The sequence below is a fragment of the Bacteroides pyogenes genome (assembly GCF_014196225.1).
Lineage (GTDB): Bacteria > Bacteroidota > Bacteroidia > Bacteroidales > Bacteroidaceae > Bacteroides > Bacteroides pyogenes_A.
Genome location: NZ_JACIDI010000021.1, coordinates 26254 through 53148, shown reverse-complemented (window position 1 = coordinate 53148; position 26895 = coordinate 26254). Strand labels below are relative to the sequence as shown.

The 26895-nt window shown below is 43.8% G+C and carries 25 protein-coding genes, 2 tRNA genes and 1 pseudogene; 10 read left to right on the top strand and 18 right to left on the bottom strand.

Translation table 11 applies throughout. The features are described 5' to 3' along the window. The 10 genes from GGR07_RS13800 to GGR07_RS12165 all read right to left on the bottom strand — a co-directional run. The coding region (locus tag GGR07_RS13800; protein ID WP_221213969.1) for a hypothetical protein at positions 1-183 on the bottom strand (183 nt) is incomplete at its 3' end. 243 nt (positions 184-426) lie between these two features. Beyond that, a complete protein-coding gene (locus tag GGR07_RS12205) occupies positions 427-900 on the bottom strand; it encodes an ExbD/TolR family protein (protein WP_021647293.1) in 474 nt (157 codons plus the stop codon). Then, complete coding sequence (locus GGR07_RS12200; RefSeq protein WP_021647294.1) at positions 900-1493, bottom strand: ExbD/TolR family protein; 594 nt, start codon at positions 1491-1493, stop codon at positions 900-902. The genes GGR07_RS12205 and GGR07_RS12200 overlap by 1 nt, the downstream gene beginning before the upstream one ends. Before the next feature lie 38 nt (positions 1494-1531). Next, positions 1532-2017 carry a hypothetical protein gene (locus GGR07_RS12195; RefSeq protein WP_021647295.1) on the bottom strand — a complete coding sequence of 162 codons (486 nt, stop codon included), beginning with the start codon at positions 2015-2017 and terminating at the stop codon, positions 1532-1534. 6 nt (positions 2018-2023) lie between these two features. Next, on the bottom strand, positions 2024-2815 hold the full coding sequence (locus GGR07_RS12190; RefSeq protein ID WP_021647296.1) for a MotA/TolQ/ExbB proton channel family protein: 792 nt from the start codon (positions 2813-2815) through the stop codon (positions 2024-2026). Positions 2816-2886: 71 nt separating this feature from the next. Next, a tRNA-Ser gene (locus GGR07_RS12185) sits at positions 2887-2974 on the bottom strand. 120 nt (positions 2975-3094) lie between these two features. Further along, on the bottom strand, positions 3095-3871 hold the full coding sequence (locus tag GGR07_RS12180; RefSeq protein ID WP_034543674.1) for a TatD family hydrolase: 777 nt from the start codon (positions 3869-3871) through the stop codon (positions 3095-3097). 19 nt (positions 3872-3890) lie between these two features. Continuing rightward, entirely contained in the window at positions 3891-4580 is a 690-nt protein-coding gene (locus GGR07_RS12175) for a hypothetical protein (RefSeq protein ID WP_034543671.1), read from the bottom strand. Positions 4581-4595: 15 nt separating this feature from the next. Next, positions 4596-5570: a polyprenyl synthetase family protein gene (locus GGR07_RS12170; RefSeq protein WP_021647299.1), complete on the bottom strand. Its 975-nt coding sequence runs from the start codon at positions 5568-5570 to the stop codon at positions 4596-4598. Positions 5571-5656: 86 nt separating this feature from the next. Then, positions 5657-6340, bottom strand: coding sequence for an energy transducer TonB (locus GGR07_RS12165; protein WP_021647300.1), 684 nt, complete (start codon positions 6338-6340; stop codon positions 5657-5659). A 648-nt stretch (positions 6341-6988) separates the two neighbouring features. Between GGR07_RS12165 and cmk the strand changes: the two genes are divergently transcribed. The 3 genes from cmk to pfkA all read left to right on the top strand — a co-directional run bounded on the left by cmk (position 6989) and on the right by pfkA (position 9674). Next, positions 6989-7693: a (d)CMP kinase gene (gene cmk, locus GGR07_RS12160; protein ID WP_021647302.1), complete on the top strand. Its 705-nt coding sequence runs from the start codon at positions 6989-6991 to the stop codon at positions 7691-7693. Further along, the gene (locus tag GGR07_RS12155; protein WP_021647303.1) at positions 7690-8559 is read left to right on the top strand and encodes a 4-hydroxy-3-methylbut-2-enyl diphosphate reductase; all 870 of its coding nucleotides are present in this window, start codon (positions 7690-7692) and stop codon (positions 8557-8559) included. The genes cmk and GGR07_RS12155 overlap by 4 nt, the downstream gene beginning before the upstream one ends. Positions 8560-8693: 134 nt before the next feature. Next, positions 8694-9674, top strand: coding sequence for a 6-phosphofructokinase (gene pfkA / locus GGR07_RS12150; protein WP_021647304.1), 981 nt, complete (start codon positions 8694-8696; stop codon positions 9672-9674). A 382-nt stretch (positions 9675-10056) separates the two neighbouring features. Here pfkA and GGR07_RS12145 read toward each other — a convergent pair. The 6 genes and pseudogenes from GGR07_RS12145 to ilvD form a co-directional block, all read right to left on the bottom strand. Beyond that, positions 10057-11255 (bottom strand): annotated as a pseudogene (locus GGR07_RS12145) (IS256 family transposase). A gap of 393 nt (positions 11256-11648) precedes the next feature. Beyond that, positions 11649-12695 (bottom strand): ketol-acid reductoisomerase, encoded by a 1047-nt coding sequence (gene ilvC, locus GGR07_RS12140; RefSeq protein ID WP_021647311.1) that lies wholly within the window; start codon positions 12693-12695, stop codon positions 11649-11651. A gap of 7 nt (positions 12696-12702) precedes the next feature. Beyond that, positions 12703-13470, bottom strand: a complete 768-nt coding sequence (locus tag GGR07_RS12135; RefSeq protein ID WP_021647312.1) for an acyl-[acyl-carrier-protein] thioesterase — start codon at positions 13468-13470, stop codon at positions 12703-12705. Positions 13471-13590: 120 nt separating this feature from the next. Then, entirely contained in the window at positions 13591-14151 is a 561-nt protein-coding gene (ilvN, locus tag GGR07_RS12130; RefSeq protein WP_021647313.1) for an acetolactate synthase small subunit, read from the bottom strand. Between the two features lie 27 nt (positions 14152-14178). After that, positions 14179-15873: a biosynthetic-type acetolactate synthase large subunit gene (ilvB, locus tag GGR07_RS12125; RefSeq protein ID WP_021647314.1), complete on the bottom strand. Its 1695-nt coding sequence runs from the start codon at positions 15871-15873 to the stop codon at positions 14179-14181. Positions 15874-15987: 114 nt separating this feature from the next. Beyond that, positions 15988-17790 (bottom strand): dihydroxy-acid dehydratase, encoded by a 1803-nt coding sequence (ilvD, locus tag GGR07_RS12120; protein ID WP_081691794.1) that lies wholly within the window; start codon positions 17788-17790, stop codon positions 15988-15990. Between the two features lie 480 nt (positions 17791-18270). Here ilvD and GGR07_RS12115 point away from each other — a divergent pair, with 480 nt between their 5' ends. Next, positions 18271-18879 (top strand): FKBP-type peptidyl-prolyl cis-trans isomerase, encoded by a 609-nt coding sequence (locus GGR07_RS12115; protein ID WP_021647317.1) that lies wholly within the window; start codon positions 18271-18273, stop codon positions 18877-18879. A 183-nt stretch (positions 18880-19062) separates the two neighbouring features. Here GGR07_RS12115 and GGR07_RS12110 read toward each other — a convergent pair whose 3' ends face one another. Further along, on the bottom strand, positions 19063-20343 hold the full coding sequence (locus GGR07_RS12110; protein ID WP_021647318.1) for an L-cysteine desulfidase family protein: 1281 nt from the start codon (positions 20341-20343) through the stop codon (positions 19063-19065). Positions 20344-20763: 420 nt separating this feature from the next. Between GGR07_RS12110 and GGR07_RS12105 the strand changes: the two genes are divergently transcribed. Together GGR07_RS12105 and GGR07_RS12100 are read left to right on the top strand one after the other, a co-directional pair. Beyond that, a complete protein-coding gene (locus GGR07_RS12105) occupies positions 20764-21420 on the top strand; it encodes a nucleotidyl cyclase domain-containing protein (protein ID WP_021647320.1) in 657 nt (218 codons plus the stop codon). Then, on the top strand, positions 21408-22139 hold the full coding sequence (locus GGR07_RS12100; protein WP_021647321.1) for a DUF3307 domain-containing protein: 732 nt from the start codon (positions 21408-21410) through the stop codon (positions 22137-22139). The genes GGR07_RS12105 and GGR07_RS12100 overlap by 13 nt, the downstream gene beginning before the upstream one ends. A gap of 111 nt (positions 22140-22250) precedes the next feature. On the opposite strand, the gene GGR07_RS12095 is transcribed toward GGR07_RS12100, so the two are convergent. Continuing rightward, positions 22251-22323, bottom strand: a tRNA-Arg gene (locus tag GGR07_RS12095). A gap of 221 nt (positions 22324-22544) precedes the next feature. Here GGR07_RS12095 and asnA point away from each other — a divergent pair. The 4 genes from asnA (at position 22545) to GGR07_RS12075 (ending at position 26878) form a co-directional block, all read left to right on the top strand. Then, a complete protein-coding gene (gene asnA / locus GGR07_RS12090; RefSeq protein WP_021647322.1) occupies positions 22545-23582 on the top strand; it encodes an aspartate--ammonia ligase in 1038 nt (345 codons plus the stop codon). A gap of 2 nt (positions 23583-23584) precedes the next feature. Beyond that, positions 23585-24247, top strand: coding sequence for a uracil-DNA glycosylase (gene ung / locus GGR07_RS12085; protein ID WP_021647323.1), 663 nt, complete (start codon positions 23585-23587; stop codon positions 24245-24247). 476 nt (positions 24248-24723) lie between these two features. Further along, positions 24724-25890 carry an AIR synthase-related protein gene (locus GGR07_RS12080; RefSeq protein WP_034543670.1) on the top strand — a complete coding sequence of 389 codons (1167 nt, stop codon included), beginning with the start codon at positions 24724-24726 and terminating at the stop codon, positions 25888-25890. A 13-nt stretch (positions 25891-25903) separates the two neighbouring features. Further along, positions 25904-26878, top strand: coding sequence for a hypothetical protein (locus GGR07_RS12075; RefSeq protein WP_021647326.1), 975 nt, complete (start codon positions 25904-25906; stop codon positions 26876-26878). Positions 26879-26895 lie beyond the last annotated feature (17 nt).

The following is a 26895-nucleotide window of genomic DNA, read 5'->3' as shown; positions in this document are numbered from 1 at the left end:
ACATTTCAATGACCTCTTTAGTGTTTTCGAACCGACTTTTGCCGGTTCTATTGTTTGACTTTTAATTTTTCGGTAAAAATTTACCGAAGTATTGAACTGAGTCAACCGACTTTGAAAATAAGCCGTAAAGTGGTCAACTAAAAACATTAAACCACAACTAAAAACATTAAACCACAGTTCCATGTGGTTTCATCTATTGAAACTTTTGTTTCCGGCTATTGAAGCTTTTATTTCCCACTATTGAAACTTTTGTTTCCCCGGTGGGAAACAAAATGATCGCTCCATAGCCTTGGAGTTTCCGCCGCAGTATCCGGCATTCGAATCTTCATACACCTCCGAATCTGCGGCAACCCGCTGCTTCAGAAATTATGTATAAAAAAAGAGGGCCGTCTATTGCCCTCTCTTTTTATAATATCAATTCAACTATTACTTCTGTTCGCTCCGTTGCGTGGCAGAATAGTTGATCTTTAGCGCATAAGCTTTACGAAGAGCATTCTTCACATCTGTCACAATACCCATCTTCGTTTTCTGATCGACTTTCAAAGAAACTGTCATATTTCCCTGATCGCTTTCACTCATACTAGAACGTTCCTGAAAGATAAAATCCTGTACTTCTGAAACCTCAGCATAGCTGTCGTTCAATTGTATACGGCTTTCAGTACCCATTTTAGCACGATATTCCTGAGTCGGTTCACCAATGTAAATGAACGTCACCAGCGATTTCTTCTCCAATTTTTCAAGTTCAGTACCTACCGGAAGCTTAAACTGCACCCTTAAAGTTACCTCACGCATTGTTGTTACAATCATAAAGAAGAACAACAAGGTGAAGATTAGGTCAGGCAAAGAAGAAGTGTTCAACGCCGGCATCTCACGTTTACCAGTTTTATTAAATTTTCCCATTACTTCTTTTTTTCTCCGTATTTTTTAGGTTCTGCTTCTGAAATACGCTGCGGGAAGATTTCACGAACAGCTTTTTGTTCCTCTTCGTTCAAATCAGCATAATTTCTCTGAAACTTGGATTGAGACAATTCATTCCTTAACTCATTGTATGCAGCAACCAATTCATTCTGCACACTAATATATGCCTGATAGGAAGAACCACGGTCGTTTTGCAAAGAAATTACATGCTTATCGTTAACAAGAGACGGGCCAAAAAACGCTACATCCTTTTGTGTTTTCTCCGGTTTAGACTCTTCATTATTAACATTAGCAATAAACTCTTTGGCCTTCTTTCTCAGTTGTTCGATACTGATATAATCATTTCCGCACATCAAGGCGTCATCCTTATTCAGATACACCTGCAAAATGTTGCGTTCCTTGATTTTATCCGTATTCTGCTGATCTTGCTCTTCAGGTGGCGGAGGCAACAATCTTGCCAAACCACGGTCTGTATCCATTGATGTCGTAATCAAGAAGAAGATAAGCAACAAGAAAGCGATATCTGCCGTAGAACTTGAGTTAATATCAGGAACTTTTCTTTTTCCTTTTGCCATTGTAATTACTTATTAAATTGAATATCCCTTTGAATTAATCAGGACAATCTTTTCTTTATACCGCTTACAATGATTGCAACAATCGTCACAAACAGCAAAGTATAGATAGTATAAAGGAACATATCTGTCAACCTCAACCAGAAAGGAACATTATCCGTTCCGCCATAACCTTGGATATTCATCGGCGTACCATCACCCATGGCCCAAGCCACAACGAGAACAATAACTAAAAGTACCAATCCAAGCAAAGATTTTATAGCATTTGCAGGACTAACTTTCATAGCTGATGCAAATTGGAATACAGCAGCGACAAGAGTAGCTGCAATGGCCAAACCAAGCAATCCATACACCAAGAAGAGTAAGGCATTGGTTTGAGCCGGCTGCCACATTTCGGGATCTACACCCGGAATGAGTTCTGCGCCTTGAGCGTCTCCACCGAAGTAAAACAGACCCAAGACAATCAGAATGACAGCAAACATCGCATACAGAATGTAGTACGAAACTTTATATGTTAATTTACTCATCTCAGATTATTTTTTGTATTTCAAATTATATTTGATTACCATGTCAAGCAAAGATACGGAAGAGTCTTCCATTTCGCTTGTAAGAGCTTCGATCTTCGAAAGAACGTAGTTGTAGAACACCTGAAGAATCAAAGCAACTATCAAACCGAAGATAGTAGTAATCAAGGCAACTTTCATACCACCGGCCACAACTGTCGGAGAAATATCACCCACTTGTTGGATCTTATCAAAAGCCTGCACCATACCGATTACAGTACCCAAGAACCCGAGTGAAGGTGCAATAGCGATAAACAGTGTAATCCAAGAACATCCTTTTTCGAGGTAACCGGCTTGTACGCCACCGTAAGAAACAACAGACTTTTCAACAACATCAATACCCTGATCGATTCTCATCAACCCCTGATAATAAATAGAAGCGATAGGACCTCTTGTATTGCGAGCAATATCTTTAGCAGCTTCCACATCACCTTTCTCCAAAGCAGCTTCTATAGATGCCATGAATTTCTTTGCATTGATTTCGGCTAAGCTCAGATAAATGATACGTTCAATGCAAAAGGCCAAACCAATAACCAAAGCAATAGCTACCAAACTCATGAAAGAAGCAGTTCCTTCAATGAATTTCACCTTAAGTTCCTTATGAATGCCACCCTCTCCTGAAGCAGTATCAGCTACAGTTTCAGCAGCAACCTGTTGGTCGGCAACCTGTTCAGTAGCAGGATCTTCTTGGGCCTGAGCAAATTGAGTTGTGCCAAATGTCATGGCTCCAACCACAGCAACAATTGCAAATAACTTTTTCATTGTGTGTCTAATTTTTAAGATTAATTAATTAATTGTTATTTTGTATTTATTTCTCATTAATTTTCCAATTGCGGAGAGAGGGGGATTCGAACCCCCGATACACTTTTGGCGTATACACGCTTTCCAGGCGTGCCTCTTCAACCACTCGAGCATCTCTCCCTACGGGGTTTTCGGATTTTCAGCTACAAATGTATCCTTTTTTTTTTTTTCATGAAGCATTATCTCTCTTTTATCTTGAATAAACGTACCAAATTAATATATTTTAAAACCTTTCCGTCCTTATTTGCAGAATGCAAACACTTTTAAGGCATTCATGGAAGTTACCCTTGCAACATACTCTGGTGTCATTTGATAAATTTCCGCCACTTTCAACAATATATCTCTTACATTTGCACTTTCGTTTCGTTTTCCCCGGTTCGGAACCGGAGTCAGATAAGGGGAGTCTGTTTCAAGAACCACCCTTTCTAACGGAACGGATAACAAAACCTCCGGCAGAGTAGATTTTTTAAATGTTACAACTCCATTGATACCTAACATAAACCTCTCAAATTCGAGAAGTTGAGTTGCTTCTTCAGCAGTTCCGGTAAAGCTATGAAATATTCCGGTAAGCGGTATAGACTCAAACCGTTTCATTATTTTATATATATGAGAGAATGCATCGCGCGAGTGTATAATAACAGGCAAATCATATTCGACCGCCCATTCCAGTTGCTTTTCAAACGCTGCCAGCTGTTGATTGAAGAAAGTCTTGTCCCAATAAAAATCGAGTCCGATCTCACCGATAGCAACAAACTGCTTAGACTTTCCAAGTCGCTTACGAACTATTTCCAATTCGTTTTCATACCACTCATCGACCGACGTAGGGTGTAAGCCGATCATGGGATAACAATACTCCGGATATTCGGCACAGACAGCCAGCATCGAATCAATAGTCGTACTATCTATATTAGGCAAAAAAATATGAGAGATTCCGGCAGAGCGCGCCCGCTCCATTACTTCCGGCAAATCTTCTGAAAACTCATTTAAAAAAAGATGGGAATGCGTATCTATTAACATAAAAGTCACTTTTACCTATTCATTTCTCACCGGAACGATAATAATATACCAAACCATAATCCCGGCATTTCTCCAATCTGCTTTCATTGGGTTGGACTTTTCCAAACTTAGACTCCACCTGATTCCATATATCCAAAATCAATTCGTCGGCACGCCCCCGCATAGATGCAAGATCTTCCAAACTACGGGCTGTGGCAGCCTGATAGTTTTTCTGTCGTTCATAGCTGTCGAGAAAAATATCGTAATGCACTTTCACACGCGCAATAGTAGGATTATAAATGGGTATCCCTCCTTGCGAAATACGCCGCTGTTCTCCTTCTATTATTCTTGCCCCCCATTCTATTAATGCGTATTCGCTAAGCAGATCGGGCACTGCGTTTACATCCGGCAAGCCATAAAGTTCTTTTTGCGAGTCTTTAATTTCATCCCTAAGCACGGCTAAATTAAACACTTGTATAAAATGTGATATATAAAGCCTCGCCGTCCTGACATTTGCCTGATGCTTGCGACTGGCTTTAGACTGTGCAGCGTAACACTGGACATAATAGATCTGTGCCGCTTCGAACTTCGACAAAAAGTTACGGGCTTCAAACAGAGTTTTCAACGAGATAGCCAAGTCGTTCACAGAATATACATCTCCCTTGCTGACCGCTGCTTTCAACGCTCTCACTCTGGCTTGATCAGTATTTGGCAATCGTCTGTAAGGCATACCTCTTTCAGTTGTTTATATCTCACGATACATGAGAAGTTTCACTACATTTTTCAATTCATATTTTTTCTCTTCGATCACACTTACAGCATTTAAGCTCTCCATAGCCAGATCGTAGTATTCGCGTATCTTGTTTTCACAGATTTTCCGGATATTCAACCGATCATAAATAGAAGTCACCGCTTGGATTTTCTCAACCGGATCAAACGTCTCCGCATCCAGCCAAAAGTTCAAGTTTTTTCGTTCCAGTTCATCTACACGTTCAAGGGCTTTAATGAGCATATAAGTTTTTTTGTTACAAAGAATGTCTCCACCTATTTTTTTTCCGAAGACTTCCGTATCTCCATATATATCCAACAAATCGTCTCGCAATTGGAAAGCAATCCCTATCCGTACACCGAATTGGTATAAAAAGTCAGCATCCAGAGCGGATGCTCCAGCCAAAATTGCACCGATTTTTAAAGCAGAAGCAAGCAATACCGCAGTCTTCAAACGAATCATATCGAGGTATTCAGCTTCCGACACATCTTTGCGGAATTCGAATTCCATATCCATCTGCTGTCCTTCGCAAATTTCAAGTGCAGTGCGGCTGAACAGGTCGAGAACTTCTTTTAAATATTCAGGAGCACAGTCTGTCATGTATTGATACGCCATAACCAGCATTGCATCACCGGACAATATAGCCGTATTATCATTCCAAATCTTATGAACAGTAGGTTTTCCTCTTCGCAAATCTGCGCGATCCATCAAGTCATCATGCAGAAGCGTATAGTTATGATATACTTCCACTCCGGTGGCAGGGGCATAGACCGAAGCAATATCTTCTTTATATAAATTATAAGCCATCAGCATCAGTACCGGACGTATCCTTTTCCCTCCCAAAGAGAGAACATATTCGATCGGTTGGTAAAGTCCTTCAGGTGTACGGATGAATTGAAGTGCGGCAATATGGCTGTTTATTTTGTCGAGAATCTGGGAGGCTGTAAACATGATAATGAAAATAATATAAAAATGTGATGAACAAAAAGAGGCTGCTTTCGAGCAGCCTCTTTATTTATCTGTGACGTGATATAAGATTACTGCAATCTGAACATTACAGGAACCGTATATTTTACACGCACCGGTTTACCGCGTTGCATACCCGGCTTCCATTTAGGCATCGTATTAATCACACGAAGCGCTTCCTTATCCAAATAAGGGTCTACGCTGCGAACAACTTTTGCATCTACGATACTACCGTCTCTGTTTACTACAAACTGCACGATCACACGTCCCTGCGTTCCATTCTCCTGAGCGATAGTGGGATATTTGATATTCTTTGCCAAATATTGCATTAAAGCGGCCTGCCCGCCGGGGAACTCCGGCATGTGCTCTACAACTTCGAAAATCGTTTGTTCTTCCGGCTCTGTTTCGACAACTTGTACAGGGACATATTTCACTTCAACTTTCGGAGCATTGTCTTCATCGAAAATAGCTGTAGGTTCATCTACCTGAGCTTTATCATCTACAATTTCCAGAAGCTCGGCCACCTTCGGCGCTTCAGGAGGAGGTGGAGCCTGCTGTTCGGGGGTTTCGGTAATCGGAATAATTTCCTCTTCAAACACGACATCGGCCACAGCTTGGCTGGTATCAATTTTAATGTCACGGTGCGACCATTCGAACGCCACGAACATAAAAGCTAATACAACCATGTAACCAACGAGCAGCCAAGTGGTCTTTTTGCCTTCCAAGTCTGCTTTGGGTGATTTTTTAACTTCCATAAATTTGTTAATATAATGATAAAAAATGTGTCTTCAGCTATTTGTCTTCGGGCAAATATAATACATTTTCAAATAACCGACTTCTTTATTCCCCCTTTTCGAATTGCTTTTTATTTTTTTTAAGGTTCGCAGGAGAAAAGATGCAAGTTAAATCCTTCAGGAATAATCCAAAGACCTGCACTTGAAGCGATTTATCCTGGTTCTGAAACGTTTGGAAAAGCAGATAAAAAGAGAAAACTATTCACAAGCTATTCTCAGACTACTTTAATTAATTGCAGAAAAAGCGAACACAAATTGTGACTGGAGTGAAAGCGAATACTCTCATTGATATAAAGATGTGCATTTCTATCACGTTCAACCGGTCGCCTCTATATTCATCCATCACACACGTTCATGAGGCGCTCCCGTAAAGGAGAACCGAAAATTCCACGCTACAGTCTGAAGTTCAATGCCGGCATACAGGCTGCATAGTACCTCTCCATCCGAAAGTTCCATGCTCCGGGCTGAAACCGACATACCCTTAATCTATGTGTAGACTCTCGCTATAAAACAATTAAAAAAACAACGGAACAAAAAGCAAGCATGGTTCGTTTTTTAAAAAATAACGTATCTTTGGAGCATTAATTCAAATAAAAGACATAACGAGAGATGAAAAAAATAACAATAGCAATAGATGGGTTTTCCTCGTGCGGAAAAAGCACCATGGCAAAAGACCTTGCCCGGGAAATAGGCTATATATACATTGACAGCGGGGCGATGTACCGCGCCGTCACGCTATACAGTATAAGGAATGGGATCTTCGACGGAGAAACGATAGATGCCGAAAAACTGAAAAAGGCGATAAAGGATATCAAAATCTCGTTTCGTCTGAACCCGCAAACGGGACGCCCGGACACATTCCTAAACGGCGTAAATGTGGAAAAAGAGATCCGTACGATGGAGGTTTCTTCTAAAGTCAGCCCAATCAGTACTCTCGACTTTGTACGCCATGAGATGGTAGCTCAGCAACAGGCAATGGGAAAAGAAAAGGGCATTGTGATGGACGGACGCGATATCGGAACAACTGTATTTCCGAATGCCGAATTGAAAGTTTTTGTTACAGCATCACCTGAAATACGTGCTCAAAGACGTTACGACGAGCTGAAAGCAAAAGGTGAAGAGGCCTGTTTCGAGGATATACTGAAAAACGTGAAGCAGCGGGACGAGATCGACCAGAATCGGGCAGTCAGCCCATTGCGCAAAGCGGAAGACGCGCTGCAGCTGGACAATACGAACCTGACAATCGAGCAACAAAAGGAATGGTTGATGAAACAATTCCGGTCAGTTGTCGGTAACGATAAAACAATCGCATGATCAAAATAGAAATAGATAAAGGCTCAGGCTTCTGCTTCGGAGTAGTAACCGCCATTCACAAGGCTGAAGAGGAATTGGCAAAAGGAAAAACTCTATATTGTTTAGGTGATATCGTACACAACAGCCGGGAGGTAGAGCGACTGAAAGCAATGGGATTGATTACAATCAACCACGAAGAATTCAGACGGTTGAGAAATGCCAAAGTGTTGCTTCGCGCGCATGGAGAGCCGCCCGAAACTTACGAAACCGCCCGCAAAAATAATATAGAGATCATCGATGCTACTTGCCCGGTAGTGTTGCAACTACAAAAGCGTATCAAGCAAAGCTTCCTGAATGACGAACGACAAGACAAACAAATAGTCATCTACGGGAAGAACGGACATGCGGAAGTACTGGGATTGGTGGGACAGACAGACGGAAAGGCGATTGTGATTGAGAAAGCGGAAGAAATCGGAAAACTCGATTTCAACAAAAGCATACGGCTATTTTCGCAAACCACTAAATCGCTGGATGGATTTCAGGAAATAGTCAGTCGCATCAAAGAGCATATTTCGTCCAAATCGGCTTTTGAGTATTATGACACGATCTGCCGGCAGGTAGCCAACCGCATGCCCAAACTTCGCGAATTTGCAGCTTCGCACGATTTGATCTTCTTTGTCAGCGGAAAGAAAAGCTCGAACGGAAAAATCCTCTTTGACGAATGTCTGAAAGTAAATCCCAACTCACACCTGATCGACGGTGAAGAAGATATTGACCCTGCTTTGCTCCGTAATATCAATTCCATCGGTATATGCGGCGCGACTTCCACTCCCAAGTGGCTGATGGAACGGATATATGCTCATATCCGCTCGCTCATGGACAAATAAAGAAAAATTTCCAGTTCTGATACTATTTGGACTTTTTAATACTTTCTTCACACTAATAAAATCAACTCGAACATCGCATTCAACTTTTTATCGTACATTTGTCACGTCGAACTAAAAATAATTAAACGTTTGTTATGGCAACAATTAAATGTATCGGTATTCTGACTTCCGGAGGAGATGCTCCAGGCATGAATGCCGCCATTCGTGCAGTGACACGTGCGGCAATCTACAACGGATTGCAAGTAAAGGGTATATACAGAGGATATAAAGGGCTGGTGACAGGCGAAATCAAGGAATTCAAAAGTCAAGACGTAAGCAATATCATCCAACTGGGAGGAACTATTCTTAAAACGGCTCGTTGCAAAGAATTTACCATCCCCGAAGGGCGTAAACAGGCTTACGAGAATATGCAAAAAGAAGGGATCGATGCTTTAGTCGTGATTGGCGGAGACGGTTCACTAACAGGAGCACGTATATTAGCACAAGAATTCGATATTCCTTGTATCGGTCTGCCGGGAACAATAGACAATGACCTTTACGGTACGGATACGACGATCGGATACGACACAGCCCTAAATACAATTCTGGAGGCGGTAGACAAAATACGTGATACGGCAACTTCACACGAACGTTTGTTCTTCGTAGAAGTGATGGGGCGCGACGCCGGTTTCCTTGCGCTGAATGGAGCCATTGCATCGGGTGCAGAGGCAGCTATCATCCCCGAAATCAGTACCGAAGTAGACCAATTGGAAGAGTTTATAAAAAACGGATTCCGAAAATCAAAGAACAGCAGTATCGTGTTAGTGGCTGAAAGTGAAATCACTGGAGGTGCCATGCACTATGCAGAGCGCGTAAAGAACGAATATCCGCAATACGACGTGCGAGTAACCATTCTAGGGCATGTGCAGCGCGGAGGAAGCCCCACCGCGCACGATCGCATACTGGCAAGTCGCTTGGGAACGGCAGCCATCGAGGCGCTGATGGAAGACCAACGCAATGTAATGATCGGTATCGAACATGACGAAATAGTCTATGTACCCTTCAGCAAAGCGATTAAGAACGATAAACCTATCAAGAGAGACCTCATCAGTGTTCTAAAGAAGCTATCGATCTGACAGCACATATAGCAGAAAAAGGATGTTGAAGCACCGCCTTAGAATACTCCCTTTTACAGAGATCGGTAACAAGGATAATTCTATGAAAAGAGTGTTACAGCATCCTCTTTTATTATATCCTGCATCATGAACAACTCAATCAAAAAGCCCGGTATTCGTCTTCCGGCAATAACAATTGCAGAATCGAATGGAATACGAGCATGAAAGAAGAAATTCCAGCAATAAACCGAAAAAACAGAAGTAGTCCGGATAATATTCAATTTTGGGGACTGTCCATTATTTTGTGTAAACGATAATTCGGGTCGAGATTTAGTCGAGTGCTAAATCGACACTGTCCAAAATTTTGTGTAAATGGAAACAGGATTCAGTTGTAAGTTTCTTGCTATATCTGGATCCTGTTTTCAAAAATAAGCATAAATTGATTCATAACCAATTCCCAGTTTTTTATTGGCATTGTCCACTTCTTTTCTATTTCTTGCAAAGCTAACCAAACAGACTTGCGAAGAGCATCATCTGTAAGGAATGCCATCTTTGTTTTCGTGTATTTACGGATTTTCCCATTGAGATTTTCAAATCAGATTGGTCGTATAAATAATTGTTCATCTCTACAGGAAAATCAAAGAAAGCCGTTAAATCGTCCCAATACGATACCAGCTCTGCAAGACATGTCGATACTTTGAACCCTACTTTCGCTCGAAGTGCGATAATGCCGATGCCGCCTCTTCCCGGTTGACGGAAGTATATATTTCCCTCATGTCATCCGTAAATCCCCTCATATCCTTCCAAACCACATACTTGCAGGAGTTGCATATTTGATACACAACACATATCTGGGGTGGTGGAATGGGGAAAAACCGTTTTAATGGTGTCAGTGAAGCCATTGAAATTATCCGTTACAGTAATGAGTATATCCTCAACACCACGAGTCTTTAAATCAGTCAATACCCCATCCAAAACGAAGAACTCTCACCTTTGCCTATCCACATTCCAAGAACTTCCTTATAGCCTCTGTCGTTAAGTCCTACGCATAGATAAACCGTTTTGTTGATTATCTTGCCTGATTCTCTTACTTTGAAGACAATACCATCCATTCAGACAACCATATAAAGGCGATTTTGCTATTCAAGGGCGAATTGGGTGGCTTTATTGGTGATAATGGATATGGCGCTCGTAGAAAGGTTTACTTCGTATATATCACGCAACTCATCTTCTATATCTGAAGCGCTCATTCCTTTGGCATAGAGTGAGATTACAAGCTTTTCAATAGAAAGACTACGACTCTCGTGCTTGAATAGGGGAAAAATCGCCATTACGCTCACGAGGAACACGAATGGCACTCTCACCATGTTCGGTTTGTATCTTCTTGGGAAAGCTACCATTACGAGAATTACCACTGTTATTACCAGCACAAGAGTACTTTTCATAACCCAGATGGGCGTCAAGCTCACCCTCAAGCATCTTTTCCAATACTTGACTGTGCAGGTCTTTGAGGAAACGACTGACATCCTGATCGGACTTAAACCGGCTTAAAAACTCTTTGCTTAACAGTTCGTCCGGAACTGCTCTGTGAATTTTTGACATAACATCCATATTCTTTTTCAATTGTAAAAGTAAAATAATAACTCGAATATTTTATACCCAAGTTATCATTTACACAATTTTATGGATGGTGTCTCATTTTTACGTTTTTGAGTTGCTCCAAGTTCCAGAAAAACAGTCTCTGCCTTAAAATCGCGTTTGTCTGAACACAATTTTAAGGCAGAGACTGTTTATCGCCCACATAAGATTCTTGCAAACTCCATCCTTAAACTCTACCGAATAGGGCAAGAGACGATTCTTCCCTATATTGAGCATCCACTGACAGTGATCGGATATCTGTCACCGATGCGTCGGATAGACGCTGCGATGTTCGGTGTCCGTTACTAAGCGTAACGGTCAAAAAACGTTATCGTACCAGTATGCCTATTCCCCGAATCAATTATTCTCGGGACGAAGTTTGCGAACGGTGACAGCTGTCTGCCACATCTCGCTTTCTCTCAGTTGGCGTAGCTCTTCGTTCAACTTGCTGCGATAATCGGGTTGCGAATTGCTGTCGATAGAGATTTGCGCTTCGTTGCCGCTCTTCACGCTTTCGTACAATCTCTGCATCACAGGCTTGATAGCGTCGTGAAACGGTCCCATCCAGTCGAGCGCCCCCCGTTGTGCGGTAGTGGAGCAGTTGGCATACATCCAGTCCATGCCATTCTTTGCGAACAGCGGCATCAGCGACTGGGTCAGCTCTTCCACTGTTTCGTTGAAAGCTTCGGAAGGGGTGTGTCCGTTTTCACGAAGAACTTCATACTGAGCCAACAGAAGTCCTTGAATAGCCCCCATCAATGAACCTCTCTCACCCGTCATATCAGAGTACACTTCGCGTTTGAACGTCGTTTCGAACAGATAGCCCGAGCCTACGCCGATACCCAAAGCTATCACGCGGTCGTATGCGCGTCCCGTGGCATCTTGGAAGATAGCGTAAGAAGAGTTCAGCCCCCGCCCTTCGAGAAACATCGTACGCAATGATGTGCCCGAACCTTTGGGGGCAACCAGAATCACATCCACATCCGCAGGAGGAACAATTCCGGTACGTTCCTTGTAAGTAATACCGAAGCCATGAGAGAAGTATAAAGCTTTGCCTGCCGTCAGATGTTTCTTCACCGTAGGCCATACTTCAATCTGGGCGGCATCTGAAAGCAGATACTGAATGATAGTACCGCGCCGGCAAGCTTCTTCGATATCAAACAACGTTTCTCCGGGCACCCAGCCGTCGGCTACGGCTTTTTCCCAAGTCTTGCCTCCCTTGCGCTGACCTACAATCACATTGAAGCCGTTATCACGCAAATTGAGCGACTGTCCCGGCCCCTGCACTCCATACCCAATTACGGCTATCGTCTCATTCTTCAACACCTCCCGCGCCTTTTCCAAAGGAAACTCCTCGCGGGTTACTACGTTCTCCATCACTCCTCCAAAATTCATTTGTGCCATTTTCTTTTCAATTTTCCGTTATTATTTTTTTATCTGCAAATATCACTTTCGAACGGCAAAGAACCTCTTCACCGTTCTTTCTTACCTCAATATGGTATTCATCTTCCGAAGCCTCATCGCAGAAGAACGAAAGCTTGTCTCCGTAATACCCTTCGGCAACATACGCCATCTCAAAGCGGCGGATGCGTTTCTCCCGGTAAAGCTCGATCGGAAACAAGTCCAGAATGTGCTCAATGTAGCGAATGCTGTTCACATGTCCGTTGATATCGATATCGCTGTATTTCGCCGTCAACACAGCCTGTGGCTCTTTAGCGGCAACCTTAATGCGCGAAGGCTTCTCTATCGGACAAGGCGCATCGCATACATAATCCATGATGCTCCCCTCATGAAGAGTCAGCAAATCGGCCGGTTTACGCGTATTCAAGCTAATCATCGCCCACACGGAACGCGCGTATCCTATTTTCCTGCCTTCTTTATCGACAATGGCAAAATTGCGGTCGGTAAACAAGCGGTAGACGTTTTCCACCCACGTTTGGATAGAGAAATCTTCGTATTGGCAGGGCATCTCATCCAACTCTATAGCCAAACGCGAAAGCACCCAGGTATAATTCTCTTCGTTCAGTGTGGCGATTCCGAATCCGCGTTCGGTGGCATGAAAGCCGGCGCAATTAAGCAAGTGATTTCCCAGCACTCCCATAGTCAGCTCTCCGTTAAAGTCGACATGAAAAGGTTCGGCTACAAAATGATAACTCCCAATTTTATTCTCTCGATTCATTTTATTTCAATTAATATTTAAAAACTGCTTCAATATTCTTCCTATGCAAAGCCTGTGTTATTAAAAAACTGGCTTTTCTTGATCAAACAAAGAGGTCCACTGAGAAAAATCCTCTCCTTTCTAAGAACAGGCAACCGGAAACTGCCTTCTGGCTTCCCGCGCCTCCAAAAACTCGTTTACCCGTTCGAAACAGCTTGTCGTGATAGCCACACGGCCGGAACGTACGAACTGCAAGACGCAATTCAACTCTTTCAACTCCTCATAAAGAGCCGTTATATCTTCACTCTTTCCATTCTTTTCCACAACGGAAAACGTCGGGTTCACCTCCACAATGCGCGCATTGTATTGCCTGATAACTTTCGACGCCTCCGGATTCTCCTGAAAAGCAGGAGTAGCTACCTTATATAACGCTATCTCGTGCGAATAAATTTCATCCTCCGTAAAAAAGTGGGCCTGAATGACATCGATCTTCTTTTCAATCTGCTTCGCCACTTTTTCAATCGTATCTTTATCGGTCCAAGCCGTAATGGTATATTTGTGTACTCCTTTAATAGACGAGGCCGAAACATTCAGACTCTCTATATTGATTTGGCGACGGGTAAACACCGCAGTCACCTGATTCAGCAATCCGGCAAAATTCTCGGAATGAACAATAATGGTATATAATGTTTTCTCATTCATAACTCACTCATTTATCGATTCACATGCTTAACACTCCAGCAACATCTGGTTCACCGAACCTCCCGGAGGAGTCATCGGCATAACATTTCCCTCCTCCTGCACGCAAGCTTCAAGCAAAAACGGTCCATCTGTTGCCAGCATTTCGTCCACTGCCGCTTTCAGTTCTTCACGTGCAAACACTCTTCTGGAAGGAATGCCGTAAGCTTCCGCTATCTTCATATAATCCGGATTCTGCATCGGGGTAAAAGAATACCGCCCGTTGAAAAACATAGCCTGCCATTGGCGCACATTTCCCAAAAAGTTATTGTTCATGCAAATAATCTTCACGGGAGCTTGCTGTTCCATAATCGTACCCAACTCTTGAATATTCATCTGAAGTCCGCCGTCGCCCATAAACGCGCACACTGTCCGATCGGGACGTCCGAAGGTTGCCCCGATGGCTGCGGGAAGACTGAAGCCCATCGTTCCCAATCCGCCCGAAGTAACGATGCTGCGTTCTTGAGTATATTTAAAATAGCGGGCGGCCATCATCTGATTCTGTCCGACATCGGTCACCAACACTGCCCGATGGAGTGTCGCCTCGCTGACAGCCCGCACCACTTCTCCCATACTCAGCTCCTCCGAAGCCGGATACAGTTCGGGGCGAATCACCCTTTCTTCTTCCACCTGCTCATATTCCCCGAAACTATCGATCCATTCGGCGTGTTTTTTTTTCTTCAAAAGACGGGCAACTGCCGGTAAAGTTTCTCTGCAATCTCCCAAGACAGCCACATCCGCCCGTACATTCTTATTGATTTCTCCCGGATCGATATCGAAATGAATCACTTTCGCCTGTTTGGCATAAGTCGCCACATTGCCCGTCACCCGATCATCGAAACGCATCCCGACAGCAATCAGTACGTCGCACTTATTGGTATTCATATTCGGTCCCAGATTACCGTGCATTCCCAACATTCCTTTATTAAGAGGATGCTCTGTGGGCAAGACAGAGAGTCCGTGCAATGTACAGCCGGCAGGGAGGTCGGCTTTTTCAATAAAAGCAATAAGTTCTTTTTGGGCGTTTGCGAGTTCCACGCCCTGACCGACCAACACAAACGGACGTTCGGCAGCGTTTATCAGTTCAGCGGCCTCTTTTACAGACGCTTCATCCGTATCGGGCACGGGTACATAGCTGCGTACAAAGTCAATTGCAATCGGTTCGTAATGAATCTTCTCCACCTGCGCATTCTTCGCGAAGTCGAGAACCACCGGACCGGGACGACCGGAACGAGCGATATAAAAAGCGCGCGCCACCGCCCATGCCACGTCTTCTGCCCGGCGAATCTGATAGCTCCATTTACTGATGGGCTGAGTAATGCCTACCAAGTCTACTTCCTGAAAAGCGTCCGTTCCCAAAAAGCCTGTCCCCACCTGACCTGCAATCACAACGAGGGGACAACTGTCTATCATGGCATCCGCAATACCTGTAATCGTATTGGTAGCGCCTGGACCACTGGTTACCAGACACACTCCTACCTTGCCTGATACACGGGCATATCCTTGAGCGGCATGAGCAGCTCCTTGTTCATGACGAACCAAAATATGGTTCAACGTATGTCGAAAGTCGAACAAAGCATCGAAGGTAGGCATGATAGAGCCTCCCGGATAACCGAAAACAGTAGTTACCCCCTGATGCTCCAAAGAGCGCATCATCGCTTCCGCTCCTGTTATAAAGTCTTTCATAAGTACATTCCGAATTAATAATTAAGGTATGGAAACCGGTTCAATTTCTATAAGAAAACCAACAGCCACGCATTTTATATACAATTGAAACAGCTTCTTATCTAACTCTATTCACTAATCAATCAGTCTCACCGCTCCTTTATCAGCCGAACTCACCATAGCGGCATAGGCTTTCAGGCTCTTCGGCACATTCCTGTCACGAGTGACCGGAGTCATCGGACGAGCAGCCAATTCTTCCTCTGTAAGCCTTACGTTAATCTTCCGGTTTGGAATATCAATGTCAATCACATCGCCATCCACTATCTTTCCTATATTTCCCCCGGCAGCGGCCTCAGGCGAAATATGCCCGATGCTCAGACCGGAAGTCCCGCCGCTAAAACGTCCGTCGGTAATTAAAGCGCACTCTTTGCCTAAATGACGGGACTTAATATAAGAGGTAGGATAAAGCATCTCCTGCATACCCGGGCCTCCCTTCGGACCTTCGTGTGCAATCACGACTACATCGCCGCTCGCCACCTTACCCGAAAGGATGCCTTCACAAGCCGCCTCCTGCGAATCGAACACTTTGGCGGGACCTGTAAACCGCCATATACTCTCATCAACTCCGGCAGTTTTCACCACACATCCATCCTGCGCAATGTTTCCTTTCAATATAGCCAATCCGCCATCCTTGCTGTAAGCATGGGCTATATCTCGTATACATCCGTTAGCACGATCCGTATCCAACTCGTCGTAATAAGCGTTTTGTGAGCCGAGTATCAAATTAAATGTTTTTCCGGGGGCACTCGCATACTTTATCAATGCCTTCTGACAGACTTTCGGATTCGTCACAGCATAAGCATCAATGGCTTCTGATAACGAAAGCCCATCTACCCTCCTTACGGAGGTATCGACCAAACCGCCTTTTGCCAATTCATTCATAATGGAAAGAACACCTCCCGCACGGTTTACATCCTGAATATGATATTTCTGCGAGTTAGGAGCTACTTTACACAAGCAAGGAGTCTTGCGGGAAAGCAAGTCGATATCGTCCATATTGAAGTCTACTTCTGCTTCGCGAGCAATCGCCAACAAATGGAGCACGGTATTAGTAGATCCGCCCATTGCGATATCCAGTGTCATCGCATTCAAAAAGGCCTCACGGGTAGCGATACTGCGCGGGAGCATGCTATCATCTCCCTTCTCATAATACTTCATGGCATTTTCGACAATCAGTCGGGCGGCATCTTTAAACAGCTCTTTACGATTTATATGCGTAGCTACAATGGTTCCATTGCCCGGGAGCGCCAAACCGATCGCTTCATTCAGACAGTTCATGGAGTTGGCCGTAAACATACCCGAACAAGAGCCGCATGTGGGACAAGCATGTTGCTCGATACCTTTCACTTGTTCATCAGTCACATTCTCATCCGCCGACCGCACCATGGCATCCACCAAATCCAGTTGTTTCCCGTTCCATTCGCCTGCCTCCATCGGTCCGCCCGATACAAAAACTGTAGGAATGTTCAAACGCATGGCAGCCATCAGCATACCCGGAGTAATCTTATCGCAGTTGCTGATGCACACCATGGCATCCGCTTTATGCGCATTAACCATATATTCCACGCTATCGGCTATGATATCTCGCGAAGGAAGGGAATAGAGCATACCGTCGTGCCCCATAGCGATACCGTCGTCGATAGCAATCGTATTAAATTCTGCTGCAAAACATCCCATACTTTCAATCTCAGTTTTCACAAACTGACCTATCTCATGGAGATGCACATGACCGGGCACAAATTGTGTGAATGAATTTACGATAGCTATAATAGGTTTTCCCATCTGCTGCCTTTTCATCCCGTTAGCCGCCCACAATGCGCGTGCTCCTGCCATTCGACGCCCTTGCGTGCTAAACGAACTACGTAACTGCTTTTTCATTTCAAAATATATGTTTAATGAAAAAAGCCTTTCTCACAACTGTGAGAAAGGCTCCTACAACTTATTATGCTCGAGATATGTATACATACAAAAACCTTCCTCACATTCCTGATGAAACCACCACGACGCGAATAATATGCAAAATTGCAAGGTTAATAGATGTATGTAGCGCAATCATTATATACTTTAATTTCTTGTTTGCAAAGGTAAGGCCTTTTTTATTATTTCCAAACAAATCAATTAAAAAATGAAGATAAAAATGGTTATTCGTAAGAATAGATAGAGATTTACAGGTCATTTTATTACTTCAATATATATGATTGGAAGCTTAGGTTCATAGTATATAAATCGGTATATTTTCAAAGAAAGGCCCTTAATAATCTGAAAATTATCTTCTGCTCACCGTAGAGAAACAAATAATTCGTATCTTTGTCGCCCCGTTTTTGCGGGATTCATTAATTAGAAATATTAAAAAATCAGATGGAAACAGCAGAAAACAAGTACATCACCGTTGCATACAGACTATATACAATGGAAGATGGTGAAAAAGAATTGTTCGAAGAAGCAAAAGCAGATCATCCTTTCCAATTTATTTCCGGATTGGGAACAACACTTGAAGACTTCGAAAATCAGATAACCGTTTTGTCGAAAGGAGATAAGTTCAACTTTACCATTCCTGCCGACAAAGCTTACGGAGAGTATGACGAGCAACATGTCATCGAACTCCCCAAGCATATCTTTGAGGTAGACGGCGCATTCGACAAAGAACGCGTAAAAGAAGGAAACATTGTACCTCTTATGACTGGAGACGGACAGCAGGTAAACGCAAACGTAGTGGAGATCAAGGAAGACGTAGTCGTAGTAGACCTGAATCACCCTTTGGCGGGAGCCAGCTTGATTTTCGAAGGAGAGGTGATTGAAAATCGTCCTGCCACGAATGAAGAGATTCAGGAACTGGTAAAGATGATGAGCGGCGACGGTTGTGGATGTGGAAGTTGCGATGATCACGGATGCGGCGATGGCTGCGGATGCGAAGAAAACAGTTGCGGATGCGGAAGCGACTGCGGTTGTGAAGGAAGCTGCCACTAAACCCGTGCCAATCTACTTTTAGATGCGGCCAACAAGTTTATGCAAACAGCCGGATTACCTGTCCGGGTAGCCGAACTTGTAGATAAAACCGGAACTAATTCATTTTAAACCTTACCCAAGTTTACGAACTTTAGCGTATTCTTGGGTAAGTTCGTATGCATGACCGCCCGAGAATGGCGGGTTTTATTTATGCGTCATAATATCCAACACCATCTTATCTGTTTCATTCATTCCTTTCGAACCTATTTGGGTCAAGTTACGAATACTTTGATCCACATCTTCATCAATAATCCCCTCTACAGAAGTGACACAACGGTCTTCCATCGCCATCATTGCCGACAATACAGCAGTAGAAACTCCTGTCGTCACTTTCAAGGCACAACTCGGTTTCGCCCCGTCGCAAATCATTCCCGTTAGGTTTGCAATCATGTTTTGAACGGCAAAAGCCACTCGGTCATAATCCCCTCCCATCAACCAGGTTATTCCGCAACTGGATCCCGTAGCTGCCACTACGCAACCGCAAAGAGCTGACAAGCGTCCCAAGCTTTGCTTGATGTAAATAACCGTCAGGTGGCTAAGCACCAAAGCGCGAATCAACTCTTCTTCGGTCTTGCCGTTTTCTTCGGCATAAATCACCACCGGCAACGTAGCAGAGATTCCTTGATTTCCGCTGCCCGAATTGCTCATCACGGGAATCATTGCGCCTGCCATACGCGCGTCGCATGCACCTGAGGTATAAGAAAGAATACGTGAAAACACAGTATCGCCCAGCACTTTACTTCTCTGTGTCCCACAAAGCATTTTACCCAACGAGTGTCCGTAATCGCCCTTGAAAGACTGCTCCGCCGCTGCTTTATTCAAACGGGCCGTATCCAAAATAAAACGAATATCGTCCAACGGAGTGGTCAATGCGAATTCGTACACCTTACGCAGATTGAGATCGAGCGTATGCTCCTTGTCTTCTTCCTGAGACACCTGCTGCACATCAAGCAGCACTTCGCCATCACGAGCCAGATAAACGAACGAAGTATGCCCGCCCGCAATAATGGCAGTGGATTTCCGTCCGTTTGCCTCGCAAATCACTTCAATATAAAGCTTTTCGGATATGTCTTTTTTCAAAGCGATATGAATGCGTTTCTCATCAATTAAGCGTTTGCCGCGTTCTACCGCTTCGGGCGTACAGTCTTTCAGCACTTCCAGCTGGTAAGCGGATTTACCGATCAAAGCTCCCAAAGCTACGGCTATGGGAAGCCCGATCATTCCCGTTCCAGGTATTCCCACTCCCATCGCGTTCTTCAGAACATTGGCACTCAAGAATACATTCACCCGTCCGGGCTTACAATCCAATAATTCGGCAGCCTTGGCAACACACAAAGCAACCGCTATCGGTTCGGTACAGCCGATAGCAGGAACCACTTCTTCCTTTATCAGCTCTATAATCTGTTTTCTTTCTGATTCGGTCATAAAGGTTTTGTTTATTCAGCTACAAAAATAGGAAATAATAGATTGATATGTATATTTTCTGCATCTTTATCTTTTTACTTTCAGGGATCAAGAAAGATTTCCCAGCCGATATAACCCCACGGGCGTATATCATTCGATTCAGAATCAAGAGTTAGCAGAAATAACCAAAGACTCTCATAAACATCACAATACCGGCTCGTCCTCCGGACCTGCATCGGCTTCCAGATCTGCATACCGCCAACAAGGGTTTCACCGTTTGCTCACTCAGCCTACAAAGAAGTAAAACAAAAGATTCAACTCCCAAAAGATGAAACAACAAAAATCAACCGAAATAGATTGAAATAGAAAATTCAACCGAAATAAGTTGATAATACGAAGAGTGTTATTATATTTGCTAACAAATCAAGCAAGAAAAAAGCTATGGACATAAAAGGAGTAATTACCGGAGACATTGTAGGTTCCACACATATCGCAACAAAGTGGCGGGAACAGCTATTGAACGATATACACGACATCATCACCGAACTGACGCAGATAGACGCTTCACTAAGAATAGAATTCTACAGAGGAGACAGTTTTCAGATTGTTTCCGGAAACCCGCAAGAGACTCTCAGAATTGCCATTCTTTTACGGGCTCGCCTTATCAGCAGCACTCCGAAAGGAATGCCATCCTGGGACGCTCGCCTGTCGATAGGCATAGGCGAAGTATCTTTCACCTCAGAACATATCGTCACTTCCGACGGGGAAGCTTTCCAGCTCTCAGGAAGAGGTTTGGACGAAATCGGCAAACAAAGGCTGCAAATAAAAACCAAATGGGAGACAGTAAACGAAGAACTTAAAGTAAGCACATCGTTTGCCGACGACATTATTTCCGGTTGGAGTGTCACGCAGTCGAAAGCGGTTTATTACGCATTGCTCAATCGGGCAGCAACACAAAAAGAAATCGGGCAGCAAATCGGGAGTTCATATCAAAATGTAAGCAAGCTATTGGTAAATGCCAAAATCTCACTGATAGAAATGTATATAGACCGGTATTCAACACTCATTCAAAAGAAGTTATCAATATGCACACACTAACGCTCATCAAACTGCTCTTCGCTCACTTCATTACCGATTTCGCACTCCAGCCTCAAAAGCTGCTTGAAGCAAAGAAAGAAAAAGGGTTTCAAAGATATCTCGCCCTTTTCATCCACAGTTTTCTTCATGCCTCAACGGTTTACATCGTACTCGGGGAATGGACAAACTGGATTGTCCCCACCATCATCCTGCTAAGCCACTGGGCTATCGACTGGTTTAAAGTGTGCCGTCCCAAAGAAACTATGCACATGTTTCTTTCAGACCAAGCCGCTCACATCACTGTCATCGGCTTTATATGGCTTCTCCTTTTCTCCGGAAGCGCAACCTTAAAAGATTGGCTCGAACAAAATTGGGACAACAGAAGTTTTTGGATAATTGCCACTGCATACATATTCGTATTGCACCCTACTTCCATTCTATTGGGGCAATTTATCAAAAGATGGATTCCTCATCCTCCCAAACAAGAAGAGCAACAAAGCCCAGAGCTTAAAAAAGACATCGAGGAAATGAGTCTGCCGCAAGCAGGGAAATGGATAGGCTATTTTGAACGCGTACTGATACTGACCTTTATACTGACTCACCATTACGAAGGGATAGGTTTCCTCTTGGCTGCAAAGTCTATTTTCCGGTTCGGAGAATTAAGCAAACCGTCCGAATTAAAAATACGGAATACGTACTGGTGGGCACGCTTGCCAGTTTCACCATTGCCTGCCTCGTAGGAGTTATAGCGGAAAAGCTGCTTTAAAATACTGTTTACACACCCCGACTGTAGCAGAAGTATTATAAAGAAAAAGAAAGAGGATATCCTTTTCGGAAACCCTCTTCTCATGTGACCCCGGTGCGATTCAAACGCACGACCTTCAGAACCGGAATCTGACGCTCTATTCACTAAGCTACGGAGCCATTCTTTTTCTAATGCGAGGACAAAAGTAGAAAAAAACTTCGCATTTTCCTAATGATTTTTTCTTTTTTATATTCCCTGCAATATAAACTTCTCTACTACAATTGATATTTTGAAACATTACGGAAGGTATATTCAATCGAATTGATAATCTTTTGGAGAAAACGAAATACTCCTATCAATATAATTTCTACCTTTGTCGACAAATAACATATTAAGATATATGAGCTACTTGATAAAACCTCAAAACTATAAATCCTTGCTCGACTTAAAACAAACCGAGCTGGGAATAAAAAAAATAAAAGAGTTTTTCCAACTCAACCTGTCGTCGGAGCTGCGTCTTCGCCGTGTCACAGCCCCTCTCTTCGTACTGAAAGGGATGGGGATCAATGATGATTTGAACGGAATAGAGCGACCGGTTTCTTTCCCGATCAAAGATTTGGGAGATGCGAAGGCCGAAGTGGTGCACTCGCTGGCCAAATGGAAAAGACTGACTCTGGCCGATTACAACATCGAACCGGGATACGGCATTTATACCGATATGAACGCCATCCGCGCAGATGAGGAGTTGGGAAACCTTCATTCACTTTATGTCGATCAGTGGGACTGGGAGCGGGTGATAACGGATGAAGACAGAAACATAAATTTTCTGAAAGAGATTGTCAACCGCATCTATGCAGCCATGATCCGCACAGAATATATGGTGTACGAAATGTATCCACAAATCAAACCTTGCCTGCCCGCGAAGCTGCATTTTATTCATGCCGAAGAGTTGTACCGGCTCTACCCGAAGCTGGAGCCGAAGGATAGGGAACATGCCATCTGTCAGAAGTACGGAGCGGTGTTCATCATCGGCATTGGTTGCGAGCTGAGCGACGGGCAAAAGCACGACGGACGCGCACCGGACTACGACGACTATACTACAAAGGGGTTGAACGACTTGCCCGGACTAAACGGCGATTTGCTGCTTTGGGACGAAGTGTTGCAACGTTCCATCGAACTTTCATCCATGGGAATCCGTGTGAACAAGGAGGTGTTGCTGCAACAGCTTAAGGAAAAGAATGAAGAAAGCAGGCTCGAACTATATTTCCACAAGCGGCTGATAAACGGAACGCTTCCTCTCTCCATCGGCGGAGGCATCGGACAATCGCGCCTTTGCATGTATTATCTTCGCAAAGCCCACATCGGAGAGATACAAGCCAGCATTTGGCCCGATGAAATGCGCCAAAAATGTGAAGAACTCGACATACACCTTATTTAGCCATGAACGTTCAGATAGAAGAAAGCTGGAAAAAACGCTTACAGCCGGAATTTGAGAAAGACTACTTCCGCGCATTGACGGAATTCGTCAGAAATGAATACACCCAACACCGGATATTTCCACCGGGAAGACTGATATTCAACGCTTTCAACCTTTGCCCGTTCGACCGGGTGAAAGTTGTGATCATCGGGCAAGATCCGTACCACGGACCGGGACAAGCGCACGGTTTGTGCTTCTCGGTGAACGACGGCATTCCCTTTCCCCCTTCACTGGTCAACATTTTCAAAGAAATAAAAGCGGATACGGGCATCGAACCACCCGCTACAGGCAATCTCACCCGATGGGCAGAACAAGGAATACTCTTGCTCAACGCTACGCTTACTGTAAGGGCGCACCAAGCCGGCTCTCATCAAAGCCGTGGATGGGAAGCGTTTACAGATGCAGCCATCCGCTCTCTGGCAGTAGAGAAAGAACATCTGGTATTTATTCTATGGGGAGCATATGCGCAACGGAAAGGGGCTTTCATCGACCGCAACAAACATCTGGTACTCACTTCGGCACATCCGTCTCCGCTTTCCGCCTATAACGGCTTCTTCGGCAACAAACACTTCAGCCGAACAAACGAATACTTAAAGGCACACGGAGAAAGCGAAATAATCTGGTAGCAGAAACCACTATCCTTCAACAAACTTATGGTAAGACAGCTTAATACCTATGCAGAAACAGACATTGCCCGAATCACATGCCCGCCTGTCAACCATAAAAGCTGGTTATGGATTGTATTAGGAATAGAGGTACCGTTTCACTCATATATATCTACCGTATTGAGTATATATATCTACCACACTGGGTATATATGTCCACCGTACTGAGTATATATATCCACCGCACCGAGCATATATGTCCACCGCGATAACAAGAAACATCCACCAATTGCAGTAAGGAACGACAACCGAGAAACGAACAAAGACATTCCCCACGAAGAAACCTCTGCAAAACTCCCGGCAAAACTCAAAACCTTTTGGCAAAAAGTCAAAATCGAAAATTCGGTTTGAGAGAACCTCTTCTGCTCTGATTGTTGGCTGATAGAAAAAAAAAGAGTAATTTTGCCGCTGTATACAAAACATCAATTCTATCATTCATGAGCAACCAACGATACATGATGAGAGGCGTCAGCGCATCCAAAGAAGATGTGCACAATGCCATCAAGAACATAGACAAAGGAATCTTCCCGAAAGCTTTTTGTAAAATCATTCCCGATATATTGGGAGGCGATCCCGAATATTGCAACATCATGCATGCCGACGGCGCCGGAACAAAATCGTCGCTGGCATATATGTATTGGAAAGAAACGGGCGACTTGTCCGTATGGAAAGGAATCGCACAAGACGCGCTGACCATGAACATCGACGATTTGCTCTGCGTGGGAGCGGTAGACAACATTCTGGTTTCTTCTACCATCGGACGCAACAAGTTGCTGATTCCGGGCGAAGTGATTTCCGCCATCATCAACGGAACGGACGAACTTCTGGCCGAACTCCGCGAAATGGGGATAGGTGTATATGCAACCGGCGGAGAAACTGCCGACGTGGGCGACTTGGTACGCACCATCATTGTCGACTCTACAGTGACCTGCCGCATGAAACGAACGGATGTGATAGACAACGCCAACATCCGGCCGGGCGATGTCATCGTAGGACTGGCCTCTTACGGAAAAGCGACTTACGAGAAAGAATATAACGGAGGTATGGGCAGCAATGGATTGACGAGTGCCCGCCACGATGTATTCGGCAAATATCTTGCGGCGAAGTATCCCGAAAGCTACGATGCGGCCGTGCCCGAAGAGTTGGTATATTCGGGAAAGCTGAATTTGACCGATGCGGTGGAAGACTCTCCGCTGAATGCAGGAAAACTGGTGCTCTCTCCTACCCGCACATACGCGCCCGTAGTGAAAAAACTCCTCGATGCACTGCGTCCGGAAATACACGGAATGGTGCACTGCTCAGGCGGAGCGCAGACCAAAATCCTACACTTCGTAAACGAGGTACGCGTGGTGAAAGACAATCTTTTCCCTGTTCCTCCTTTATTCAGAGCCATTCAGAAGCAAAGCGGAACGGACTGGTCGGAAATGTACAAGGTATTCAACATGGGACATCGCCTCGAGGTTTATCTTTCGCCCGAACACGCCGCGGAAGTCATCTCCATCTCCGAGTCTTTCGGCATTCCCGCGCAAATTGTCGGACGAGTGGAGGCAAGCGACCGAAAAGAGTTGATCATTCAAAGCGAATTCGGAGAGTTCAGATATTAAATAAGCCAATAAAATGACCGTAAAAGAAGCTATTCTAAAAAGCCTTGAAGAACTTGAACAAGGAGGAACTTACAAAGAGGTATTCCAACATATCAAGGAAAAAAACTACTGTGATTTCAGCAATGCTCAAACACCGGAACAAACAGTTAGTGCAAGATTGGGTGGCTTTATCAGGCATGGAGATAATCGGGTTAAGAGAGTAAAGAATAGCGATAACACCTATAGCTATTACTTAGCCCAAAACGAGAAAAAAATAAATACTCTTCCAATACTCTCTAATAACAACAAAACAACAGATAAAGTAAAGCATTCCTACAAGGAAAGAGACTTACACCCTTTATTAACTACTTTCCTGAAAAACAACAATATTTACGGGAAAACGATCTTCCATGAGCAATCCAATAAACATGATGAATATCAAAAATGGGTTCATCCAGATATTATAGGAGCCAAATTCACAGAGTTTGGGAATAAAACATGTCAAGACTTTTTCAAGGCAACGAATCACACGAATGCAGTTGAAATATATTCCTATGAAGTAAAGAAAGAACTAACATCGGATTATGAGCTAAAAAAAAGTTTTTTTCAAGCTGTATCAAACTCAAGCTGGGCCAATTATGGTTTTATCGCAGCTTTCGAAATAGGTAGCAACCTACTAGACGAACTGGAACGATTAAATCACTCTTTTGGAATTGGAGTTATTCATATAATGCCCAACCCATTCGAAAGCAAACTATTGTTTCCTGCCAAACACAGATCCTTAGACTTTAAAACAATAGAAAAACTATGTATTATCAATAAAGAATTCAATAAATTCTTCGAGCAACTGGAGAAAATTATTACAGCAGAACCTAAATTTGCAAGAGATGTAAAAAAAGGCATGGAAGATTTATGCGATAATTACTTCAAAAGAGACGAGGATTCAAAAATCTTCTCATACTGTAAAGAAAAAAACATCCCCATCTCGATAGAAGAGGATTTATTATAAATCTCTTAATCTAAAAA

What these genes read in the sequence shown, in the direction of transcription:
- ilvB (WP_021647314.1), bottom strand. Translation starts at nt 15,873, where the DNA reads ATGAAAGACTTTATAACAGGAGCGGAAGCGATGATGCGCTCTTTGGAG.
- GGR07_RS12195 (WP_021647295.1), bottom strand. Translation starts at nt 2,017, where the DNA reads ATGAGTAAATTAACATATAAAGTTTCGTACTACATTCTGTATGCGATG.
- ung (WP_021647323.1), top strand. Translation starts at nt 23,585, where the DNA reads ATGAACGTTCAGATAGAAGAAAGCTGGAAAAAACGCTTACAGCCGGAA.
- GGR07_RS12175 (WP_034543671.1), bottom strand. Translation starts at nt 4,580, where the DNA reads ATGCCTTACAGACGATTGCCAAATACTGATCAAGCCAGAGTGAGAGCG.
- GGR07_RS12115 (WP_021647317.1), top strand. Translation starts at nt 18,271, where the DNA reads ATGGAAACAGCAGAAAACAAGTACATCACCGTTGCATACAGACTATAT.
- GGR07_RS12075 (WP_021647326.1), top strand. Translation starts at nt 25,904, where the DNA reads ATGACCGTAAAAGAAGCTATTCTAAAAAGCCTTGAAGAACTTGAACAA.
- asnA (WP_021647322.1), top strand. Translation starts at nt 22,545, where the DNA reads ATGAGCTACTTGATAAAACCTCAAAACTATAAATCCTTGCTCGACTTA.
- GGR07_RS12155 (WP_021647303.1), top strand. Translation starts at nt 7,690, where the DNA reads ATGATCAAAATAGAAATAGATAAAGGCTCAGGCTTCTGCTTCGGAGTA.
- ilvC (WP_021647311.1), bottom strand. Translation starts at nt 12,695, where the DNA reads ATGGCACAAATGAATTTTGGAGGAGTGATGGAGAACGTAGTAACCCGC.
- GGR07_RS12165 (WP_021647300.1), bottom strand. Translation starts at nt 6,340, where the DNA reads ATGGAAGTTAAAAAATCACCCAAAGCAGACTTGGAAGGCAAAAAGACC.
- GGR07_RS12135 (WP_021647312.1), bottom strand. Translation starts at nt 13,470, where the DNA reads ATGAATCGAGAGAATAAAATTGGGAGTTATCATTTTGTAGCCGAACCT.
- ilvN (WP_021647313.1), bottom strand. Translation starts at nt 14,151, where the DNA reads ATGAATGAGAAAACATTATATACCATTATTGTTCATTCCGAGAATTTT.
- GGR07_RS12180 (WP_034543674.1), bottom strand. Translation starts at nt 3,871, where the DNA reads ATGTTAATAGATACGCATTCCCATCTTTTTTTAAATGAGTTTTCAGAA.
- GGR07_RS12205 (WP_021647293.1), bottom strand. Translation starts at nt 900, where the DNA reads ATGGGAAAATTTAATAAAACTGGTAAACGTGAGATGCCGGCGTTGAAC.
- GGR07_RS12200 (WP_021647294.1), bottom strand. Translation starts at nt 1,493, where the DNA reads ATGGCAAAAGGAAAAAGAAAAGTTCCTGATATTAACTCAAGTTCTACG.
- GGR07_RS12080 (WP_034543670.1), top strand. Translation starts at nt 24,724, where the DNA reads ATGAGCAACCAACGATACATGATGAGAGGCGTCAGCGCATCCAAAGAA.
- pfkA (WP_021647304.1), top strand. Translation starts at nt 8,694, where the DNA reads ATGGCAACAATTAAATGTATCGGTATTCTGACTTCCGGAGGAGATGCT.
- cmk (WP_021647302.1), top strand. Translation starts at nt 6,989, where the DNA reads ATGAAAAAAATAACAATAGCAATAGATGGGTTTTCCTCGTGCGGAAAA.
- GGR07_RS12110 (WP_021647318.1), bottom strand. Translation starts at nt 20,343, where the DNA reads ATGACCGAATCAGAAAGAAAACAGATTATAGAGCTGATAAAGGAAGAA.
- GGR07_RS12170 (WP_021647299.1), bottom strand. Translation starts at nt 5,570, where the DNA reads ATGTTTACAGCCTCCCAGATTCTCGACAAAATAAACAGCCATATTGCC.
- GGR07_RS12190 (WP_021647296.1), bottom strand. Translation starts at nt 2,815, where the DNA reads ATGAAAAAGTTATTTGCAATTGTTGCTGTGGTTGGAGCCATGACATTT.
- GGR07_RS12100 (WP_021647321.1), top strand. Translation starts at nt 21,408, where the DNA reads ATGCACACACTAACGCTCATCAAACTGCTCTTCGCTCACTTCATTACC.
- ilvD (WP_081691794.1), bottom strand. Translation starts at nt 17,790, where the DNA reads ATGAAAAAGCAGTTACGTAGTTCGTTTAGCACGCAAGGGCGTCGAATG.
- GGR07_RS12105 (WP_021647320.1), top strand. Translation starts at nt 20,764, where the DNA reads ATGGACATAAAAGGAGTAATTACCGGAGACATTGTAGGTTCCACACAT.